A 21,500-nucleotide genomic window follows, 5' to 3' on the forward strand; every position below is an offset into this window, starting at 1 on the left:
CTTATTTTTTATCGCTTTTGAAACCAATTAATTTTCGATATTTCTGTTCACTTTCCTCTAATGCGACTTCAAGTTCTTTATAATACGTAATGTCTTTTATATTCGCGACTGCAGCAATGACATAGTTGTTTTCATCTATGATTGGCCTACCGCTAATTAAAACCCTTTTTTTGTTTTTAGTTGAAGAATCTTCAATGATTATTTCAACATCATCGGTTGATTCTCCTTTCAATGCTTTTTCAACCGGAAGGTTTTGGGCAGGGAAAATGGTTTGTTCGTCAGGATAGTATAGGTCATATTTTGCAGACCAATCAAGAGTTGTAGGATTAGCAGGATCTTGTTTTATTCCTATGATTTCTTCGGCCATGTGATTCGATAGGACAATTCTTTTTTGACTATCGGTGACAATAATTCCTTCACCAATATTTTCCAGAATTAATTTCAATTTTAGTTCATTAAGACGTACTAATTTATCAGCTTCTATTTTTTCATTCTCCATTTTTTTTCTTAACGATATATCCTTGATAAAAGCAATAAATATATACTTGCCTAAAATAGTTGCGGGAGACACTGTTAATTCAACATCAAATTCAACGTTCTTTTTGTTAAGGGCTGTTATTTCTATCGTTTTATTGATAATTGGTCCTTCTCCGGTTATAAGAAAATTTTGGAAACCTTTGGCGTGGTTTTCTTTATAGCGTTCAGGAATAATCATACTATGCATTGGCTTGCCTAAAACCTCAACTAATGACCATCCAAATATTTTTTCGGCTTGCGGATTCCATCTAAGAATGTTTCCTTCATCATTTATGACAATTAGCGCATCTGGAGCCTCGTTAAATATGGTTTGCAATTGTCCTTCGCTTTCTTTTAATTTTTGTTCGGCTTCTTTTCGTTCGGTGATATCTCTCATGATAGATTTATGCCCTACTATCTTATTGCCTTCTTTTAATTGCATTACGGTTTGTTCGACCCATTTTTGTTCCCCTGATTTAGTAATAATCGAAAAGGAGTAGGTGGTTTCATCTATTTTATTTTTGAATTGATCTAAATAGAATTCGGCCACACGGTCTTTCCACTCTGGGGCGACAATAGCTGAAAAATGTTTTCCTATAATTTCATTTTGAGTATATCCGGTTAATTTTTTGCAGGCAGGATTGATGTATGTAAAATAACCTTTATAATCAGAAGTATGGACTACATCACTTATGTTTTCCACTATTTCACGATATTTTTCTTCACTTTTGCGAAGGGTTTCGATGGCTTCTGCCAATTGAGCTGTGCGCTCCGTTACTTTGTGTTCCAGTTCTTCATTTAGTTTTTTAATCTCGTTTTCTGAGCTTTTTCGTTCTGTAATATCATGAATAACCATTACACCGCCTGTTATTTGTCCAAATGGATTTTTTAATGGTCTTGCAGTTGCGGTAACAAAAATGCCTTCAGGATGTTTGTAATTTTGGATAATCATTTCCATATTGTCCACTTCTTCACCCTGTAATGCTTTTTCTAAAGGGAGTTCACCAGTAGCAAAGACTGTTTTGGTTTCGGGGATATAATAACCATAAGTTTCAGCCCATTTTTCTTCGGGAATCTCCATCTGGCCAATTCCAATTATTCTTTCAGCGGCAGTATTCCAGAGGATGAATTTTCTGTTCTCATCCACAACAATCAAACCGTCACCCATATTTTGTATAACAGATTGTAAAAGGGTATTTTGTTCATTTAATAATTCTTTTGATTTTGCCACTTCATTGTCTCTTTTCTCAATGTTTTCCAGCATATTGTTGAGTCCCAATGACAGAACACTGATTTCGTCTTTTCCTTCTACATTCATTCGAATTTTATAATTAGCAGTATCCTTTATCTGTTGAATAATTGTTACCAGATTTAACAAAGGTTTTGAAATGTATTTTTTAATAATTATGGCAATTAAAAAGGCTAATCCTATCCCAACGACTAATAATACAATTCCCAGACGCAAAACATCCATTTTAATTTTATTCAATTCCGATAATTCAAATCGAATACAAACCAATCCTATTACTTTATTGTCTTTTTTGATTTGGCTGTAAACAAAAAGATCTTCTTTAGTAAATGTGAAGCTTTTAGGATTCATTACAGAAACAGAAAAACGATAGTTGGGATCAGAGCCTGGTTTTGTATAGGATGCAAAAACATTTCCTTTTTTATCCAGAATATTTGCATTTAAAATGTCGGTTTGTACGTTTAATTCCGATAGAATTTTTTTTGCAGCAGTATTATCCAAAAACTCAATGGAAGAAACACTGTTAAAGCCTACCACTTGAGCGATAGCAATTGAACTGATTACTTTTCGGTCTTTGAATCCCTTAATGTCTATTAGTACAAAAGCGGTGATGCATAGTCCCAATACAAATGCAGAAGTAAAAACCTGCATTAGAACCAGTTTATTTTTAATTGATATGTTGCGTAGATTCATCATTTGTTTGTTGTTTTGGGATATAAAAAAATAATACGTTATACACTTAATTTAATAAAATCAGTTTATTTTAAATCTTTATTTCTTTAGTCAAATTTTTTGTTTGAGTTTGTTATTGAATTATAGTTGCATGCTGCAATAAGAAGGAACTGATTCCTATTCCCGCTTTATTTATTGCTTTTAGATTTACTTCAAATTTTAATTTATTGTCGACTATAATAAAATTCATATGGGCTCCTTTTTTTCCGTAACCATTTTTTTCTGTTACAATTAATACCGGTTTTCCGGAAAATTTAGAGAGTATTGTTTCAATTGGAATGGAACAATTGTACGGAACAAACAAGATGTTGCAAAAACCAATATCGTCCAAATCTTCGTATTCCTTGACATCAATTTTTTTGTTTTTGGGCATGTTAAGTAACGAAGAGGTAATTTGACTTTCTTCCAGAATGGCAATCTTAAAAGTTTGATTTTTAGAATAATCTTTCCAGTTAACATAATCTATAAAACGATAAAGAAAAGCGGCTTTTAAAGCATATTCCTTCCCGCCAGCGTTCTCTTGAGCCCAAATTGAATGCCCACCAAGTAAGATGGCGAGTATTCCACAAAGTAATATGTGTTTTTTAATTTTCATCATTTTATTTTTTAATGAAGTTTTTCAGGATTTGAAAAACTGAACTATGTTTTTAAATTATAATCGTTAGAATTTATAGGTTAAGGATAAATTAAACAGGGTTCCCAGTTGGCTGAAATGAAATCCCTGGTATGTCATTTGGGAATATCGGCCATTGAAAGTAATCAGGTTTAGTTGTGATTTTACATCTGTCGGATTATTTAGAATAGCTTCTCCAGCCTCGTTTTCAGCTTTAAACTTCCATTCCGGCAACACATTAAATAAATTACCAACATTAAGCGCTACTGTCAACTTATCAGTAGCAGCGAAATCAATTCCCAAATCAGTGACAATTTTTGGTGTAAACTCGGTTCTCAAATTTGGATCCAGGCCTCCTTGTTTGAAGGTTGTTTTTCCAAAATAGGTGTTATTAAGGAAAAATTGAAATCTTTTAATTTTGTAATTTACTTCCAAAATCCATTTGGTAACAGGTCTGGACGTAAACATTAGTGCATTAAATGTTTCTCCGAAATTATCGCTTGCAACCGGTGAGATTCTTTTGTTTTCAAAAGTTATGTTTCCTGATAAATTAAAATGTAATTCTCCGGTTGCTAATTCTATAGCGCCATAATTTGTTACAACATCTAAGCCAGAAGTTCTTGAATCAAATGAATTTTCGAACCAGGCTACACTGCCAAACTGGGTTTCAACTTTATCACCTAAAGCGATTCTGTCTTTTATTTCGATATTGTAATAATCGATGGTGAAATTGAATTTTTTAAAAGGATTGGCTCCTATTCCGACAGTTATATTTGTGGATTTTTCGGCATCTAATTTTGGAACCCCTAGTATCCGTGCTTGTACGGAAACATTATTAATTAAGCCGTTAATTTGAATTCCTTGGCCCGGAACAAAGGAGTATTGTGATTTTTGAGTGTAAATTTGGTGTAAGGTTGGGGCTCTGAATCCAGTAGAAAACGATCCTCTTATGGTGATTTTGTCGTCATAAAATTTATATCTGGAACTCAGTTTCCAAACGGTAGCGGAGCCAAAATCGCTGTAATCTTCGTAACGAACGGTTCCATTTACCAAAAAATCTTGAGTAAAGTCATAAGCAAGGTCTAAGTATCCGCCTAAGTTATAGCGGTTCCATTGGCCTGAATTTTCCGGTCGGTTTCCAGAAAATGAATCGGCACCTTCTCCATCCCAAGAAGCTTTGTCTCCTTCAGAAACTGTATAGGTTTCCGTTCTGACTTCAGAACCAAAACCGATACTTATTTTATCAGATAAGACTTTAGAAATATCTAAATTACCCACAATGTGACTGAATGAAACTCCTCCCGGTTTAAATGTTATTGGGCTATTCTCCTTATAAATATTAACCCCATTGGAATCTTTTATATCTGATGCATTTTGCGAGTTTTCCACTGTATAGGTTTGTGAATTGCCACCAACAGTCATACTCGCATCAACATTCCATCCGTTTTTTATAGATTTATAACCCAACGTAGCGTTGTAATCGTTTAAATCTCCTGTGAAAGTTGGATGATAGCCTTTATAAGAACTGAACGATCCATCGCCAAAAAAATCTTTTAAATAGGTTGGGTAAACAGATGAAGTACTCCAATTTAAGATAGCTGTATTTTCGAAGGGATTTTTTATAGATCTCCAATAGGGAGTCCTATAGTTCGCAAAAGAGTTTACTTTTTTATAGACATAAGCCGCATTATAATACAGTTGTGTTTCTTCAGACAGATTTAACCCGCCGTTTACCAAAAATTTTATTGCAGCTGTCTCTGGAGTACCATTGATATTTCCCCCATCGGGTTTTTCTTTTAAAAACGCATCAATTTCTTGTCGACCTGTTGTATTTCCTTGGTTTATGGTGGCTAATTTTGCATTGTAGTCGGAGGATCCTTTATAATCTTCAAAAACAGTGTTGATTTGATCCTCTGTCATTCCCGTTATATCGGTTCCGCCAAGTGTATTGTCATCATTGACATAGCTGCTGTATTGATCAGGATTTATTTTGATAAAATCATTGAAATCTCCTTCGGCATCGACTTTTCCCGGTCTATTGGCTAATTTTACTTTCGAAAAGTCTACGGTATAATTTACAAAACCTTTTTCACCTACCATAGATCCGTTGTTTAAGCTCACGCCTAACATTTCGCCATCACCTTCTGCTGTAATACCAGTTCTTAAGGTTGTTGCGGCATTGTTAATTCTCTTTTTTAAAATAATGTTTATTACTCCGGCTATTGCATCAGAACCATATTGGGCCGATGCCCCATCACGAAGAATTTCTACTCTTTCAATAGCGTCAATTGGTACCGCCGATATATCAGCGCCTGTTTCTCCTTGACCGGGAGACGTTTGCACATAAAGTAATGAGCTTAAGTTTTTTCGTTTTCCATTGATGAGGATTAAGGTTCTGCTTGGCCCCATATTTCTAAGTTCGTAAGGGTCTAATAAAGATGTAGCATCATTTACGGGTGTTTGAGAGGTGTTAAAAGACGGGATTTTGTACTGTAATGCTTTGTCTAAAGTGGTCTGTCCTGTTGATAGTAAGTCTTCAAATGATACTACATCAATAGGAAGTGTAGTTGTGATGCTGCTTCTAGGCGTCGCTCTTGTTCCGGTAACGACTACTTCGCTGAGGTTTTGCCCTCCATCTTCAGATAAAACTACATTTAAAATACTTTCATTTGTGTCATATTCTTGTTTGGTGAGACCAAAGTAACTAAAGACCAAAGTCGCCCCTTCTTTAACAGTAATTTGATAGGCTCCATTGATATCGGTAGAAACGCTATTGTTTGTTCCTTTTTCGGTTACGTTGACACCTGGTATGGCAACACCGGCATTATCTAATACGAGGCCAGAAATTTCTTTTTGGGCAAAAAGAAATGTGGCGTTCAGTATAAATAATATTGAAACAAACTTTTTCATGATCAGGTGATATAGGTATATTTTTGGTTTGAAAACAATGCAATCTTATAATTGAAAGAAGCTTTTGTTTACATGCTTAACAATATCATTTTTATGAAATTAGCTGATGGAAAAGAGTCGTTGCGGAATTAGAACGATTTTTTTTTATAACAGCTAAGCTTATAACAAAGTTTTTTATCGTTTGCCCTATTAATTAAAAGAAGTCTTTAATGACCAACGTAAATATTAGATTTATATCAAAATCTAAAATGTTCTCATTCGGATTGAAAGTTTTATAGCTTATTTAATTAAAAGCTGTTCATTCCTATACCGATTACCAATAGTTACTAGTTCTGTAATTCCAATTGCTTATGTAGGAGTTAAGCTAAAAGTCTTGGAATTTGTACAAAGGCAACTTAGATTTAAGTTCAAATCGGAAGCCATTATTTTGGAATATTAAAATGTAACCAATTGATTTTAAGTCTAAAAAATGATTTTGTACTATGTAAAATTAGTTAATTAAAGTCAATTAGCTTAAATTAGAGTATGGTTTTTTTATGTAGAGTGTAATCTAAATTATGTTTTGAAATCAGGTTAATTGTTGAAATTCTAAAAACGTAATTTTAAGTATCAGGATTCTAAAAGGTTTGAATCTAAACGATAATTTAATTGCATCCGCAATCATCATTGCCTCCGCAGTTTTTATTCGATTTTTTCTTTTTCCAGAAATATTTTCGAATCAAAAAAACTACCGCAGCTCCCAGTATTAAAAAAGCCAAAATTTCTTGAATCATAGTCTTTTATTTTAAAATTTGATAGGCTATTAAAGCTACCGCGTAAGCCAATCCGCTCATGAAAATGAGTTGTCCCAAAGGCCATTTCCAGGTATTGGTTTCTTTTTTGGTTATAGCAAGTGTACTGGCACATTGCATCGCAAAAGCATAAAATAAAAGCAAGGATATTCCGGAGGCAAAATTGAAAATTTTCTCCCCAGTTGCCGGATTGATTTCGGCCTGCATTTTATTTTTAATAGTGTTTTCGTTGTCGCTGTCTCCCACGCTGTAAATGGTCGCCAAGGTTCCTACGAATACTTCTCTGGCAGCAAAAGAACTGATAATGGCGATACCAATTTTCCAATCATAACCCAAAGGAGAAATAGCTGGTTCTATGGTTTTTCCCATCAAACCGATATAGGAATTCTCTAATTTTTGAGAAGCGATTTCGTTCTGTAAAGCGTTTTCGGGTAATGGATTTGCTTTGTGCTTTTCAATTACGATTCGTTCCGCATCGTTGAATTTTTCGCCGGGACCATAAGAGGCCAGGAACCACAAAACAATAGAAATGGCTAAAATGATTTTACCTGCACCAAAAATGAAGGCTTTGGTTTTTTCAATTACGTTAATTGCCACGTTTTTGAATAGTGGTAATTTGTAGTTGGGCATTTCTACAATGAAATAGGTTTTGCCTTTTATTTTAAGAATTTTATTTAAAATATAAGCCGAAAAAATTGCCATTCCAAATCCTAATAAATACAATAACATTAGGGTTAGTCCCTGCATGTTGATGATGCCTAAAACACGTTTGTCGGGAATCACTAATGCAATGATTATCGCATATACGGGAAGTCTGGCTGAACAGGTCGTAAATGGGGTTACTAATATAGTTATGAGTCTTTCTTTCCAGTTTTCAATATTTCGGGTGGCCATAATTGCTGGGATGGCGCAGGCTGTTCCCGATATTAACGGAACAACACTTTTTCCTGATAAACCAAACTTTCGCATGATTTTATCCATCAAAAATACTACACGGCTCATGTATCCGCTTTCTTCCAAAACGGAAATGAACAGAAACAAAAAGGCAATTTGTGGAATAAATATCAAAATTCCTCCGATACCAGGAATAATTCCCTGTGAAATTAAATTGGTTAAGACACCAGACGGTAATTGCTCAGCAGCCAAAGAACTTAGAGAAGCAAATGTGCTGTCGATAAAGTCCATTGGAATTTTTGACCATTCAAATATAGATTGAAAAATACCAAACAAAATAAGGAAGAAGATTGCGTAACCCCAAATCTTGTGCGTGAGCACTTTATCTAATTTGGAACGGAAATCTTTAGCAACAGAAGTATCAATTTTTAATCCTTCTTTAAGTACATCATTTATGAACTGATATCTTTTGATGGTCTCTTTTTGCTGTAAGCGTTTTAAATCCGAATGTGATTTGGTAAATGAACTTCGAATTTCATTACGGTCTAAATTAAGGAAATTGACATCTTGTGTGATGACTAACCATAATTTGTACAACAACTGATTTGGAAATGTTTTTCTAAGACTGTTGAAATATTCCGGATCAATACTCGATGCATTCAAACAAGGTTCACTTGGAATGGATTTATACGAAATGATTAATTTTTTTAATTCTTCAATTCCAAAACCTTTTCTAGAACTGATAAGTGCGATTTTAGTTTTTAGATGTTCTTCAAGATAGGGAATATTTAAAGTAATTCCTTTGTATTTCATCCTATCCGCCATATTAATCACCAAGATAGTCGGGATTTCCAGATCTTTTATTTGGGTGAAAAGCAGTAAATTTCTTTTCAAATTTTCTACATCAGTCACAACAAGAGCTACGTCCGGATATAATTTATCGTTTTTATTGAGTAGTAGTTCTATTACCACATTCTCATCGATAGAACTGGCATTTAAGCTATATGTTCCTGGCAAATCCAGAATATTGGCTCTGACGTTATTGGGCAGTTTGCAAAATCCAATTTTCTTCTCAACAGTTATTCCAGGATAATTACCTACTTGTTGGTTTAGGCCAGTCAGTTGATTGAAGACTGATGTTTTACCTACATTTGGATTCCCTATTAATGCTACGTTGATATTGTGATTGCTTACCATAAGTTGGTTTTGATTATTTCAACCTCGATTTCTTTTGCGGTTTCCACGCGAATGGCCACATGAGAACCATTAATATTCAAATATAAAGGATCACCAAAGGGAGCAATTTGAAGTAATTCGACCATATTACCAGGCAAGCAACCCATTTCCAACAATTTTAATGGAACAGTGTCGATGTCAAAGTCTTTTATAATGGCTTTCTCGCCTTTTTTGAGAAAATTGAGGGTTGTTTGCAAACCTTATTTAGATTGAATTAAGATTACAAAAATACATATTTATATACTAAAATAAATGATAATTATCATTTTTATGATTTTTAGTTTTAAATATGAATAGAGGACAATTTCGTTGGTTTCATGTCGTAAATGATTGCAAATGATGTCAAACCCCTATGAAAAAGATTTTACTCTGAACACAAATAATTGATATCGGCAATTAACCGTTGCATGTCTTCTTTTTTTGTCCCGTCATAGAAGCCACGAACACGTCTTTTTTGGTCAACCAAAACGAAATTTTCAGTATGAACCATATCGTATAATTCTTCGGGTTTTCCCAATTTAACGGCCAAGTAGGATTTTCTGGCCATCGTGTATATTTCTTTTTTATCGCCGGTCACCAAGTTCCATTTACTGTCAATCACGCCATGTTTTTTTGCATAAGCTTTCAAAACCGGAACGCTATCAGTTTCTGGAAAAACCGTATGAGACAACAGCATCACTTTAGGGTTATTGATCACTGCTTTTTGTACATCCGCTAAGTTGGTTGTCATTTTTGGACAAATGGATCCACAGGTAGTGAAGAAGAAATCGGCAACATATACTTTGCCTTCATAGTCTTTTTGAGTGATGGTTTTTCCGTTTTGGTTAACAAAGGAAAAATCAGCAATTGTATGATATTTGCGGATATACTGTACTGTACTGTCTACTAATTCAGGATTTACATCAGAAGGATTATAAATTGGGAGCGATTTTTTTGGCTTTAAAGCCGAATAAAATAAAGAAATGGTAATGACAGAAAAAATCAATAAGACCCCAAAGAATTTTCGGTATTTATAAAAAAAAGATTTCATGAAAATAATTTGATGCAAAAGTACGAAAAGCTAATTTTAAAAATGAAACTCTTTTAATTTTAACAAATTATACCAACAACTATGTCAAATATAGTCCAATTTCGTTTTTGACACATCGAGAGAATCGAGATGCATGACCAGTTCTCTCATGAAACTGATGATAGTCTTTTCTTCCTTCATTTGTTATTTTTAAAATTTGAAAATCAAATTACAAAAGATTTGTCTCCCATGTTGTAAAAATTGTTTTGGACCGCCAGTTCGTATGTTGGGTTGATATAACTCTGAATCAAACAGATTCGTAAATAACAGTTGTGTAGTAAGTTCGGCATCGTACACTTTTATTTTTGCATAAGAAAATGTCAAATCAAACTTAGTATAAGATGGAAGGGTAATTATTTGTGTAATCTCACTATTACCATGCTTTGCTTTAATTTCAGAATAATAATTGATTCTGGAATTTATTGTAAATGTATCAGTGGCATTAAAAGTTAAACCTGCGGTTATTCTGTGTGGATAAACACCCAGATTTACGGTACTTACTCCCGCATACTCGTCAGCTTCTTTGTGAACATAGGAGTAACCAACTTCAGTTTTCATTTTCCCTATTTTATAAAACAATTGGCTTTCAATCCCGAAGACATTTATTTTTTCATCTGAATTTTTGAAACTTGTCGTTTCAATTGGTTCAATAAAATTTGTAGCGATGTTTTTGTAGGCAACAATATTTGCCATCAAATTATTTGTAAACGATTGATTAACTCCAATCTCAAAAGTATTCATACGCACTGGATCAAGTTCAATTATCTCTTTTTGTACTGATAAGGCACCAAGTTCAAAAATATTAGGTTCACGGAATGCTTGCCCAAAAAGAAATTTTATGGAAGTCTTTTGATATGGTTTGTAAACTAAGCCACTGCGAAAGGTGAAAATTGACTTGTAAATATCATGATGGTCAAATCGTCCACCCAGCGTGAGATAGAGTTTGTCAAATAGTGTTTTTTGCAATTGTAAAAATAACGAATTTTTATACTGACGGAAAAATGGTTTACGCATACTGTTTTCAATAGAACGTGTTTCGTCAAAAGCAGGATTTAATTGATTAGTAGAAACAGCGATGCCTAATAAATCATACATATCAAAAGTATACCCGCCAATAATAGATAAGGTTTGACTTGGGTCGTAATTCATTTGTACATTTGCTTTATATCGTTTCGAACCTGAACTTGACTCTTGTGAATATACATCCATGAAATTTTCTTGAATTTCTTTGTCTGTAAGTGGAAAGTCCGGATTGTGTCCGTTTTTTACAAGAGTATCATAAATGGCGCTTTTAAAAGTATAATTAACCCCCCAGAATCTTTCTTTATAAAATTGAAGCTCTGCATTGATTTTAAGTTTGTTATTGATTTCTTTATTTATACCTGCGTAGTACAGAGCTAATTGGCGGTAATCGTTTTGATCTGTATAATCTAAGGCAATATTTTCAAGTCCCTTGCTGCCTTGAAGGTCGTATGCTTCTAATCCCGTATAAAATTCTTTATAGGAGATTTTTGCAGAATATGAAATGGAGGAGCTATTCTGTTGAAATTCTTGGTTTACAGGAAACGCTTCATTTGGAACTCCTTGTCTGAAATTTATGGTGTCTTTTATAAAATCCTTATAATCCCAGAGATTACTTCGGAAATATCTAAAGCTACCGCTAATACGAAAATCATTTAAACTTTTTCCAAAAACGATACTATGAGATTGAGTTTCTTGTGTTCCAATTTCAGCATGATACTCTGTTCCATTAAAGTCGGAAGAGTCATTTTTTGTGATGATATTAATAACACCAACCAATGCATTTGCGCCATATAGAGCAGAAGCTGGTCCTTGTAGAATTTCAACCTGTTTTATGTTATGTGTTGAAAATTGTGTTGCAATAAATGTTTCGGAAGCGATTAAATTTTGCATTTCTCTTCCGTTTATCAGTAATAGCGTTTGCGAAAAATTACTTAAAAAACCACGTTGTCCTCCAAAAGCAAAATGGTCGGTTCTAATTGTTACCACACCCGGAACGTTCTCCAGTAAACTTGTTAAATCATAGTAACCATTTTCAATAATATCCTTTTCGGTGACAACATAAATTGTGGCGGGTGCAATTTTCCGATTTTCTGGTTTTTTTGAAGCAGTTACAACTTCAATATTCATTAGTTCTTCCAGACTCAGTTCAAACAAATCAGTATCAGTGCTCATTGTAATGTCCAAATTTACCAAGTCACCGGTAATTTCAACCACTTCAATTTTATAGTTCTCTTTTGTAAATTCGAGTGTTCCATTAATGGCTGGTACTTCAATGGAATACTTTCCTGTCGCATCTGTAAAAGTTTTTAGTTTCGTTTTTTTTACGCTAACTTTTACCTTTTCAATAGGGTCGTTTGTTTTTGTTGTTACTACCCCAGTTACAATTCGTTGCGCAAATATTGAATTTGCTATGAGAATCAATAGAATAAGTAATGACTTTTTCATGATTTCTTTATTTATTGATAATCGATAATCTGTCGTTGAAAGATTTTTTTTCAGTTATGATTAGATGATCTCAATCAACTCTGTGAAATATTTTTTTTCTGTTATCTTTTAAATAACCACCAATTTTAACACGTTTTGGCGATGAATCTGTTCAATCCATTTTTTTTTGAATTCAACGGTCTTGAAAAATAGTTTTTATCACATTTACAATTTGGTTTTGATAGAATGCCGATAAATTGCTTTAAGGGTGAAGTTAGGATTGTAACGTATCCCATCCTCGGCAATTTTGGTAACTGTTTCTGCATTGTAGAAAACCAAAAACGGATGCCTTAACGTAAATTTTTATTTAGCTGCCACTGATCGTTTGTGGAATAACCAGTGCTTGAATTTTTCTATTTGTGTTCTTAATCTTTTATAGCTGAAGTTTAGTGCTTTCTTTTTCTGTTTTGAAAAGAATTTTATTGTCAAATGTATCTCGAATGTACCAATCATCTAAAGTGAGAATTCATCTCACAAGGTCTTGTTATTTTACAACCGTGCTTAAGTTCGTTTTTTTAATAAACAGTGTTCAGAATTTTATTTCAGTAATTTGGCTGTTTTTACTGACGATACTAGTTTGTTGGTTTTTAGTATGTTAAAGTTAGTGAATTTTTGGTTTGGGATCATTGTTGTTTGGTAAAAACGGATAAAAAAGAAGTAGAAGAACACTTTTTGAGTAAAATTGTAAGTTTGAAGCCTTTAGATAATTTTGGAAAAAGAATGGATTATTGCTAAAGCCGGAATTTAGCAATTATCATTTTTTTAGTGTGTTATTGAAAAAAACAAATAAAAAATTGCCGGATAGATATGAAGTCGAATTGTCTGGTTTTATTTTTCAATATAATAATTACAAATAACATGTATTTATCTCCGTCCTTTTCTTAAAGAATAATTTACCAGATAAAGGCCTAATAATGTAACTCCCCCGCCAACTGCAAGGGCAATAGTCAGTGGTTCGCCAAAAACAGCAGAACCTAAAATCACCGCTACAATAGGGTTTATATACGCGTAAATGCTGTTTATTTCTGCAGGAAGGTGTTGCAATGCATATATAAAAGCAATAAATGTAAGTACCGAACCAAAGATAACCAGATATGCGATGGACCACCAAGAAATTGCCGGAATGGAACTTAAACTTACGGAGGTTCCTGTAGCGCCCGTAAAAGCAAAAAGGAGGATGCTGGACAGAAACATTTGTAATCCTAAACTGAAATAGGGATTAAAACTGGCCGCTTTTTTCTTGGTATACAAGGAGCCAAATGCCCAGGTAAGGGTAGAGATTAAAGAAATGAAAATGCCAAATCTAAAATCAGCAATCATGAAATCGCTTAAATGATCGTAGAAGATAACACAGACTCCTCCAAAACTTATGATTAAGCCAGTAACCGTTAATCGCATCAATCGTTCTCCTCTAAAAAAAGTGATGATAACGATCCATAAAGGGACAATAGCTCCGATAATAGCTCCTAATCCACTACTGATGTATTTAACACCCCAAGTGCTCAGGCCATTACTCAGTACGAAATTAAGAATACTCAAAATAAGGATGCTTTTCCATTGTTTGCCTTTTGGCCAAGGTGTTTTTTTAAACAAAAAAAATAATATGTAAAGGCCTCCCCCAATGAATTGTCTGATGGCTGCCAATTGTAGTGCGGGCATGTGTTTAACCCCTTCTTTGGAAGCGAGCCAAGTGGTGCCCCAAAAAAAACTTACCCAACACAAAGCGAGTACGGGTAAACCGATAGCATTAACTTTAGACAAAAAAGCGTTTTTTATTTTAGTCCTCACTTTACAAATTTGTTTTTGCAAAAGTATAATTTAAAACGGTTTCTATTTTATTACTTGAAATCGTTTTTCCGGTAAAATTTGTTTCGGGATTAAATTTAGGCAAGGCCAGATTTAGTTCTTTGGCTTTTTGGGTGTAATAATTTTCACGTGACGGATGAAACGGTGTCACCGCGTTGAAAGTTTCATTCCAACAGTCGTTTGCTATAATTTTCAAAATAATACCGATACAATCTTCTTGATGAATCAGATTAATAGGTGCTTGAGGGTTTTCTATGTTTTCTTTTCCGGATAGAAATTTTATCGGATTCCGGTCTTCACCTATCAATCCTCCAAAGCGAACAATGGTGGTTTTGAAACAAGTGTTTTTTTGTAAAAGGGTTTCGGCTATTGCCAGTTGTCTGCCTCCTTCTGTGTCAGGATTCAGTGCTGTCTCTTCGGTTATCAATGTATTGTCATCACCATAGACCGATGTTGAACTGACGAAAAGTACATTTTCAATGCTTGATTTTTCTATAAACGGAATAAGAGACGTGATTTTTCCAACAAAATCTTCAGGGCTGTTTCCCCTTAATTTGGGCGGAATATCAATAATTAAAATCTTGCTTTCATCCAAAAAAGATTCAATAGCACCCGAAACACTTTTGCCGTCAAGCGCAATTAAAAAAGGATTTATCCCTAAATTCTCTAAGCTGGAAATTTTTTCCGGAGAAGTTGTGGAGCCGTTAACTAAAAATTCTTTTTGTAATAAGGCTTTCGCCAAAGGCATGCCTAGCCAACCACACCCCAGAATACTAATTTTTGTCATTTTATATTTTTTCAATCCTATTCCCCTAATTTTAATCGGGTCTCAGTCTGTGATGATTTCTATTTATTGTTTTGGTTTTAGACTGTCTTTTACAACAGTTAAACTATCTTTTACAGCAGGATTAATCAAAGTATTTACGATTACTTTTTGACTATGTTTTATTTTTTGCTTAATAACTACTGCATCGGTTAAAACGAAAGGGGTAGGCATCATCCAATTATCTCTTTTTGCCATTCCAAATAAAGGATTGGTCATTAAATCAAATGAACTTTCTAATAGTTCCATGGCAAGAATACTTTTTTTATCGATGCTGAATTGCATTTCCAAAGGCTCATTTCCAACAACATAATAGCTTAATAATTTCTTGCCGTTTCGTTCGTATTTCGATCCTTTTTGGCCCAATGCAGCGGCGCCATTGGCTTTGAAATTATGAATGACCATGTTTTCGGTCGCGAAAATGTCATAACGATTTACTTTACGGTTTGGTGAAATTCGTATTTTCAAATACCTTTGGGAACCAATAATTTTATCATACAAAAACTCAATAGTTGGTTTCTGAAGTTCTTTTTTCGGAGCATCGGCTATAAAGGTAAAACCAGAATTGTACTTACTGAATAAAGGCGTTTCATTTATGGCAGGAGCAGTTTTAGGATTTTCGCCTAAATATTTTTTCGTCCAGGAATCCAGATTGGTATCATAGGTTATCCAATTGGCAGTATTGTTATTGGCATTATAGACATACAAAAGACTATTTGATTTTGCTTTTCCAAATTCATAGCCAGATTCATAATGTGCTTTCGCAAAAAAGCCGAGGGCAAAGCCAAAAAACAACAAAGACCAAATTCCTTTCCTTTGAAAAGCTCCAAATACAGGCAATAATAAGCCAAAAGCCAGGATTGTAAGGATAGCACTTCCAAACAAAACTTTAAGTCCCAAGCCTACTGGGAACATTTGAATAAAAGGGGCGATGATGAATAAAGTTGGGATGCTGCAAATCAGATTAAGGATCCAGCTTGATTTTTGAGTAAAGACGAAAGCTCCAAATGCAAATATGCCAAAATAGACCGGAATAATTAAAAATCCAGCGCCTTCTAAACTGTTGGCAATAAATCCATTAATTAAAATCCAGACTAGTAAGGGGCCAACAAAATGGTTCATCGTAGTTTTCTTGAACGAATAGCGATTGTAAAACGCAAAAGCAATGGCAATACTCAATAATACAAAAGCGGCAATATAAGAATGGCCGTTATAAGTAAAGCCGTTTAGTAAATCATTGTATTGCGGGTAGAGTAACAACAATAACTTCCAGCCAAGGAAGGTGATGAGTCCGCTTACAATTAAAGAACCTAGAAAAGGGATAAATCCTCTGCCAATTTCTCTAAATGAGATTAAGCGTTTTCCTTTTCCTAAGAAGATTAAAATGATTAACAGAATTAATGCCACAAGCGTCATTGGGAAAACCCAGCTAAAAGGGTAATGTATAAATGTATATGGAATGGAAAAGTAGACATAATCTTCTGATGCCTGTGTATTGTTTAAGTCAGTATTTGAAAAATAATTCAGTAACGGCATCAGGTATTTTCCTTGATGCTCCAAGGTACTTTTGTTTAAATGCTGAATATCATCCTGTGCGGTATGGTAGTTAAAATGATCGTCTATAAAAGCAAAGTTATACCCTTGAATGTTTCCTTGTTCCCTGAAAACGGTCAAGTCTGTATCGTTAGGCAGCATTTTGTAAATACTGTACATTAGAGAATTCGAAACCGGGAAAGTGGTTTTGGCGGCGGCAAATTCTTTTACTAATGCTGCATTTCCTTTGTTGGTTTCCATCAACATATAACTTGGTCCAGAAGAACCACGTGCTTCAAAGTTTAAAACCAAACCTATGTCTTTTGCCCATTGATGTTGAGTTACAAAAAGAGCAGCTCCGTTTAAACCCAGCTCTTCTGCGTCTGAAAACATAATGATGATGTCGTTTTTATGAGGCGTTTTACTGTATAAAAATGCGCGTACACCTTCTAGAATTGTAGCTACGCCAGAACCGGCATCGCTTGCGCCAGGAGAATAGGAATGGGGTGCGCTGTCATAATGTGTTAGTAACAAGAGGGCTTTTGAATTATTTGTCCCTTTTATGCGTGCCAAAATGTTTTTAGATTTTACTAAATTTCCCCAATCACTCAAAGTATAACCTTCCTGTAAGCTAGTTTCTAAGCCTAATTGTTTAAGCTCATTTACAAGATAGTTAGCCACTAATTCATGGTTTTTGGAACCCACGAAATGAGGTTTTTTTGCGATGGCTGCTACTTTTTCAAAAGCTCGGTCTGTAGAAAATTCCGAAAGGGAATCGTCCTCATTGGATGTCCATTGCGGCATCATTGTAGCATAAATGAATCCTAGAATGCCCAGGATAAAGAATGCGGATAAAATTGAGAAATAATCTTTTTTCATGATAGGTAGGTGGGGTTGTGGTATTAAATGTCCTTTTTGACAAGCATATAAAAATCATTGTCTAAAGGGAGATATCCTTGATCATACAGAAAATAGTAGGTGTTTCCTGTTTTGGTCTGTAAAATATTGGTAAAAAAATCAAAATCAAAGCCTTTGCTCAGCATTTTGGCTCGTGTAGTTTTTGCTTTTCCTTCTATATTTAGTTCTGAGAGAATACGATAATTTTTGCGCAATTTGTTGTTGATGTTGCGCATAAAGTTGGTACTGTCTTTATTTATTTTATTGTTGTAAGCATTACGACAAGCATCGCTGCAGAATTTCTTATCCTCGCGACCAACAATTTTTTCTCCACATTCCAAGCAGGTTTTTGTCATGGCTAATAGGTTTTGATAGAATTTCATAGTTTGGGGACCGTGAAAAATCTTTAAATCAACCAAATATAGGAAAATTTTCCCATTTACAAACGTTTACAAATAGTTACAACCGAAAGTAAGTAGTTAGTAACCGAATAATTTTTTGAGATCGTCGCATCTTTGCCATGTCGAAATCAAATAACAATCGGCAAAATATTTATACACACTAACATTTTAAATTTACACGCCATGAATGCAATGAAAAACAGAGTACAGCTAATAGGACACGTTGGTAATGATCCAGAAATCAAGACTTTTGAAGGAGGGCGAAAATTAGCTAATATGACCATAGCTACAAAAGACAGTTATAAAAATGAAAAAGGGGAGAAAGTAGAACAAACCGAATGGCACAAAGTGGTTGCATGGGGCAAAACTGCCGACATCATTGAAAAGTATGTAACGAAGGGTAAAGAAATAGCTGTTGAAGGCAAGCTAACCCATAGAAGTTATGACGATAAGAACGGAGAGAAGCGCTACATTACGGAAGTCGTTGTCACTGAAGTAATGCTTTTAGGAAAGTAGTATCTAAAAGTATTATATGTAATTGTATAAAAAAATGCCCTCTCATCTGGAGGGCATTTATGTTTTGAATTATGACGCTTTTTTTATTAAATCGAACATGGGACAACGTTTGCAACGTTTGTTTTCACCTTTTTTAAATTTTTCGCAACAAGTAGACTTGCAGTTTTCTGCTTTCTTGATGTTGTCAAGGATCTCTTTTTTCTTTTTCTTCTTTTTATCCTTTTTCTTATCTTTTTCTTTCTTGCTCACTTTGTAAAGAATTAAAAACCAAGACAAAGATATGTTATTTTTATGTATTCTAAATAAACTTTAACTTTTTTTGATGCAAAAAAAATGCCTTAAAAAGAATGAAATCCTCTAAGGCATTTGATTAATTAAACTAAATTTAAATTGTTAACAAGGGAGTGCTATTTTGCTGCTGCTGCAGAGGCAACTGCAATTTGTTGAATGTCTCTGTCAAATAAGTACAAACCACCTTTGTCATCGCCAATCAGATTGATTTTGTCCAAGATCAGTTTGGCTTGGGCTTCCTCTTCTATTTGTTCGGCTACATACCATTGCAAGAAATTATGCGTGGCATAGTCTTTTTCATCAAAAGTAATATGTACCAGTTGATTAATCGAATCAGAAACGAAAATTTCATGTTGGTAAAGTTCTTCAAACATTTCCTTGAATGTTCCGTAGCTAATTTTAGGAGCTTTTAATTCGCTTACTTTAGCATGTCCACCTCGCTCATTGACATATTTTACTAATTTAAGCATGTGTACCCTTTCTTCCTCCGATTGGGCGTACATAAATTTTGAAATTCCTTCCAAACCATGCGTTTCTGCCCAAGAGGCCATAGAAAGATAAGTTTGGGATGATTCAGCTTCAATACGAATCTGATTGTTCAACGCGGTTTCGATATTTTTTGATAACATAGCCATGAGTTTTTAGTAAAGTTAAAAAAAATAATTCATTTACCGATTCATTAATTCCTGAAAAGAATCTACAAATTGTCCCAGGTGCAATCCATCAATCAAGCCGTGATGTACGTGCACAGACATTGGCATAGTTCTTTTTCCTGTTTCTGAAGTAGTCATTTTGCCAAAAGAAACCTTAGGACAGCTATCCGGAAACGCATAACTTCTGGCGTGGGAAAGGGAAGTGAAGTTCAACCACGGAATGGCCGAAAAATGAATTACATTATCATCTTCAAAAGCTCTTGTAAAAATACCGGTTGTACTTTGAATGCGTTCTATTTCGGTTAAGGCTGTTTGTTTAAAAATTTTAAAATCAGTATGGTATTCAATTAAAGAAAAACCAAAAGTGCCGTCTTTACGACCAATAGTGGCAGAACCATCGATTCGGTCGTTAATGTAAATCTGATCTCCTGAAATACGATATCGAAAGCATTCCATTGTGTTTACTGCAACCAGAGTTTTATGCAAATAGTAAATGAAAAAAGAAGTATCCGATGCCTTGGCGACTTCGTATGCTTTGGTACAATCAATCTCGACCGTAGCACCAAAAAATGGTTCTTCAAATTGCCTGAAAAAATGGAAATGTTCTTTTCTGGGCCAGTTTTCCAGGTCTAAAAGTGTTTTCATTATTTAAAAAGTTTTAGGTACAAAAGTAGAATTATTCTTTTGAATGTTTTTTACTTCTTTTATAAAGAAAAGTTGTTTTTGGTCTACAAAAAAGCCCTAAAAATTTTTCTTTTAGGGCTTTTAATAAAAATCAAATAGATTATTTTATTATGAAAGTAACGCTTCTTACTAATTTTCTAGCGCTTTCCGAATCTTTTACAACTGAATTGTCTTCCCCAGCAGCAATAATATTTAATCTTGAAGCATTGATGTTAGCTTTTACTAAAATACTTTTAACAGCTTCAGCTCTCGCTTTAGATAGTTTATTATTGTATTCTGATTTTCCTAATTCATCAGCGTGACCAACAATGTCGATTGAAGCTGTAGGGTTATTTCTCAAATAAGTTAAGATAAAATTAATGTTATCTGTTGAGAAATTTGTAGGAACTGAACTATTTGAATCGAAATAGACAGTAATGTAGCCATTATTGATTAATTTCTTAATTGATTCATTGTATTTTGGGTCTGAAGATTGGTCAGATGATTTTCCATAAGTTTTTTCAAAATAGCTTTCCAATTCATCAGGAACGCCATTTTTATTCAAATCAATTGATCTCCCTTTTGTATCAACTGTTACGCCTGAAATGGTATTCGGTTCAAGATCTATATAATCAGTAACACCATCTCTGTCTGTATCTAGCAAGGATGTTTCAATTTTACCAATTTGTTGTTTCAATGCTTCGATTTCTAATTCTTTTTGATTATCGATCTGCCAGTCCGCATGATTGCTGTTTTTGCCTAAGTAATATGTTAGACCCACTGTAGTGTTAAAGACAATGCCGCTAAACCCTCTAGGAGCCGGGTTTAGACCATAACCATCAAAATTAAAATATTGTTTGGCGTGTATGATAGTTGAGAAATCTCCTGTTAAAGCAAATTTTTCAGATAATTTGATTTGACCTGTAACACCAGCGATATAGTTAATCATTTTATCGTCAATCGAAGCATCTGTATTCTCTAAGTATGACAAACCGAAGCCAGTATGTCCTAATAACCCAATAGTTTTTGTCCAAGTTTCAAAATTCATTATTCTTCCAAGATTGGCAACTCCTTGGACGTCAAATCTATAGTATTTAGACTGAAAATCTTTTGAATCGTCTTTAGATTCAAAATTGTTGTATCCGAAATCTGCTTTCAAACCAAATTTGTTATTGAACATGTAACGTGCACCTAAATCAGCTACAAATAGGCCTGGAGTAGCTGTCCAATATCCTGGAGTCAGCGGTTTTTGAACCGTATTGAAACCAGCAGCGAATTCTATAGACCACTTGTTGAAAATGTTTTTTGAGTTTTTTTCAGTTTCTGTTTGCGCATTTAAATTTGATATTACCGAAGCAAAAACTAACGTAAGTAAAAGTTTTTTCATATTTTAAATTTT

At 34.2% G+C, this 21,500-nt stretch carries 17 protein-coding genes; 1 reads left to right on the forward strand and 16 read right to left on the reverse strand.

Annotated elements, in window-relative coordinates; all coding sequences use genetic code 11:
- Position 1: 1 nt before the first annotated feature.
- From ABEB23_RS08960 to ABEB23_RS09015, 12 genes are all read right to left on the reverse strand, one after another.
- Positions 2-2,461: a PAS domain S-box protein gene (locus tag ABEB23_RS08960; RefSeq protein WP_348812230.1), complete on the reverse strand. Its 2,460-nt coding sequence runs from the start codon at positions 2,459-2,461 to the stop codon at positions 2-4.
- A gap of 109 nt (positions 2,462-2,570) precedes the next feature.
- Positions 2,571-3,095, reverse strand: coding sequence for a YfiR family protein (locus ABEB23_RS08965; protein ID WP_348812231.1), 525 nt, complete (start codon positions 3,093-3,095; stop codon positions 2,571-2,573).
- A gap of 63 nt (positions 3,096-3,158) precedes the next feature.
- Positions 3,159-6,020, reverse strand: coding sequence for a TonB-dependent receptor (locus tag ABEB23_RS08970; protein ID WP_348812232.1), 2,862 nt, complete (start codon positions 6,018-6,020; stop codon positions 3,159-3,161).
- A gap of 644 nt (positions 6,021-6,664) precedes the next feature.
- The gene (locus tag ABEB23_RS08975; RefSeq protein ID WP_348812234.1) at positions 6,665-6,793 is read right to left on the reverse strand and encodes a FeoB-associated Cys-rich membrane protein; all 129 of its coding nucleotides are present in this window, start codon (positions 6,791-6,793) and stop codon (positions 6,665-6,667) included.
- Between the two features lie 6 nt (positions 6,794-6,799).
- Complete coding sequence (feoB, locus tag ABEB23_RS08980) at positions 6,800-8,902, reverse strand: ferrous iron transport protein B (RefSeq protein ID WP_348812236.1); 2,103 nt, start codon at positions 8,900-8,902, stop codon at positions 6,800-6,802.
- Positions 8,896-9,138, reverse strand: coding sequence for a FeoA family protein (locus ABEB23_RS08985; RefSeq protein ID WP_348812237.1), 243 nt, complete (start codon positions 9,136-9,138; stop codon positions 8,896-8,898). Before ABEB23_RS08985 ends, feoB begins: the two co-directional genes overlap by 7 nt.
- Positions 9,139-9,305: 167 nt before the next feature.
- Positions 9,306-9,971 carry an SCO family protein gene (locus ABEB23_RS08990; RefSeq protein ID WP_348812238.1) on the reverse strand — a complete coding sequence of 222 codons (666 nt, stop codon included), beginning with the start codon at positions 9,969-9,971 and terminating at the stop codon, positions 9,306-9,308.
- A 189-nt stretch (positions 9,972-10,160) separates the two neighbouring features.
- Positions 10,161-12,479 (reverse strand): TonB-dependent receptor, encoded by a 2,319-nt coding sequence (locus tag ABEB23_RS08995; RefSeq protein WP_348812239.1) that lies wholly within the window; start codon positions 12,477-12,479, stop codon positions 10,161-10,163.
- Between the two features lie 903 nt (positions 12,480-13,382).
- Complete coding sequence (locus ABEB23_RS09000; RefSeq protein WP_348812240.1) at positions 13,383-14,279, reverse strand: DMT family transporter; 897 nt, start codon at positions 14,277-14,279, stop codon at positions 13,383-13,385.
- A gap of 28 nt (positions 14,280-14,307) precedes the next feature.
- Positions 14,308-15,111 (reverse strand): Rossmann-fold NAD(P)-binding domain-containing protein, encoded by an 804-nt coding sequence (locus ABEB23_RS09005; RefSeq protein ID WP_348812241.1) that lies wholly within the window; start codon positions 15,109-15,111, stop codon positions 14,308-14,310.
- Positions 15,112-15,174: 63 nt separating this feature from the next.
- Positions 15,175-17,487, reverse strand: a complete 2,313-nt coding sequence (locus ABEB23_RS09010) for a M28 family peptidase (protein ID WP_348812334.1) — start codon at positions 17,485-17,487, stop codon at positions 15,175-15,177.
- A 95-nt stretch (positions 17,488-17,582) separates the two neighbouring features.
- A complete protein-coding gene (locus ABEB23_RS09015; RefSeq protein ID WP_348812242.1) occupies positions 17,583-17,933 on the reverse strand; it encodes a hypothetical protein in 351 nt (116 codons plus the stop codon).
- Positions 17,934-18,161: 228 nt separating this feature from the next.
- Here ABEB23_RS09015 and ABEB23_RS09020 point away from each other — a divergent pair, with 228 nt between their 5' ends.
- The gene (locus ABEB23_RS09020) at positions 18,162-18,494 is read left to right on the forward strand and encodes a single-stranded DNA-binding protein (RefSeq protein WP_348812243.1); all 333 of its coding nucleotides are present in this window, start codon (positions 18,162-18,164) and stop codon (positions 18,492-18,494) included.
- Positions 18,495-18,563: 69 nt separating this feature from the next.
- Here ABEB23_RS09020 and ABEB23_RS09025 read toward each other — a convergent pair whose 3' ends face one another.
- The 4 genes from ABEB23_RS09025 to ABEB23_RS09040 all read right to left on the reverse strand — a co-directional run bounded on the left by ABEB23_RS09025 (position 18,564) and on the right by ABEB23_RS09040 (position 21,488).
- Entirely contained in the window at positions 18,564-18,743 is a 180-nt protein-coding gene (locus ABEB23_RS09025) for a hypothetical protein (RefSeq protein WP_438861674.1), read from the reverse strand.
- A 158-nt stretch (positions 18,744-18,901) separates the two neighbouring features.
- Positions 18,902-19,414 carry a ferritin gene (locus ABEB23_RS09030; protein WP_348812245.1) on the reverse strand — a complete coding sequence of 171 codons (513 nt, stop codon included), beginning with the start codon at positions 19,412-19,414 and terminating at the stop codon, positions 18,902-18,904.
- 39 nt (positions 19,415-19,453) lie between these two features.
- A complete protein-coding gene (locus ABEB23_RS09035; protein WP_348812247.1) occupies positions 19,454-20,083 on the reverse strand; it encodes a CatA-like O-acetyltransferase in 630 nt (209 codons plus the stop codon).
- A 139-nt stretch (positions 20,084-20,222) separates the two neighbouring features.
- Positions 20,223-21,488, reverse strand: a complete 1,266-nt coding sequence (locus tag ABEB23_RS09040) for an OmpA family protein (protein ID WP_348812248.1) — start codon at positions 21,486-21,488, stop codon at positions 20,223-20,225.
- Between the last annotated feature and the right edge of the window lie 12 nt (positions 21,489-21,500).

Origin of the sequence: Flavobacterium maritimum (genome assembly GCF_040049085.1) — a bacterium.
Classification (GTDB): Bacteria; Bacteroidota; Bacteroidia; order Flavobacteriales; family Flavobacteriaceae; genus Flavobacterium; species Flavobacterium maritimum.

Bases quoted from the DNA above. Each gene is read 5' to 3' on its own strand.
- ABEB23_RS08960 (WP_348812230.1), bottom strand. From the start codon at position 2,461: ATGATGAATCTACGCAACATATCAATTAAAAATAAACTGGTTCTAATG.
- ABEB23_RS08965 (WP_348812231.1), bottom strand. From the start codon at position 3,095: ATGATGAAAATTAAAAAACACATATTACTTTGTGGAATACTCGCCATC.
- ABEB23_RS08970 (WP_348812232.1), bottom strand. From the start codon at position 6,020: ATGAAAAAGTTTGTTTCAATATTATTTATACTGAACGCCACATTTCTT.
- ABEB23_RS08975 (WP_348812234.1), bottom strand. From the start codon at position 6,793: ATGATTCAAGAAATTTTGGCTTTTTTAATACTGGGAGCTGCGGTAGTT.
- feoB (WP_348812236.1), bottom strand. From the start codon at position 8,902: ATGGTAAGCAATCACAATATCAACGTAGCATTAATAGGGAATCCAAAT.
- ABEB23_RS08990 (WP_348812238.1), bottom strand. From the start codon at position 9,971: ATGAAATCTTTTTTTTATAAATACCGAAAATTCTTTGGGGTCTTATTG.
- ABEB23_RS08995 (WP_348812239.1), bottom strand. From the start codon at position 12,479: ATGAAAAAGTCATTACTTATTCTATTGATTCTCATAGCAAATTCAATA.
- ABEB23_RS09005 (WP_348812241.1), bottom strand. From the start codon at position 15,111: ATGACAAAAATTAGTATTCTGGGGTGTGGTTGGCTAGGCATGCCTTTG.
- ABEB23_RS09010 (WP_348812334.1), bottom strand. From the start codon at position 17,487: ATGATGCCGCAATGGACATCCAATGAGGACGATTCCCTTTCGGAATTT.
- ABEB23_RS09015 (WP_348812242.1), bottom strand. From the start codon at position 17,933: ATGACAAAAACCTGCTTGGAATGTGGAGAAAAAATTGTTGGTCGCGAG.
- ABEB23_RS09020 (WP_348812243.1), top strand. From the start codon at position 18,162: ATGAATGCAATGAAAAACAGAGTACAGCTAATAGGACACGTTGGTAAT.
- ABEB23_RS09030 (WP_348812245.1), bottom strand. From the start codon at position 19,414: ATGTTATCAAAAAATATCGAAACCGCGTTGAACAATCAGATTCGTATT.
- ABEB23_RS09035 (WP_348812247.1), bottom strand. From the start codon at position 20,083: ATGAAAACACTTTTAGACCTGGAAAACTGGCCCAGAAAAGAACATTTC.
- ABEB23_RS09040 (WP_348812248.1), bottom strand. From the start codon at position 21,488: ATGAAAAAACTTTTACTTACGTTAGTTTTTGCTTCGGTAATATCAAAT.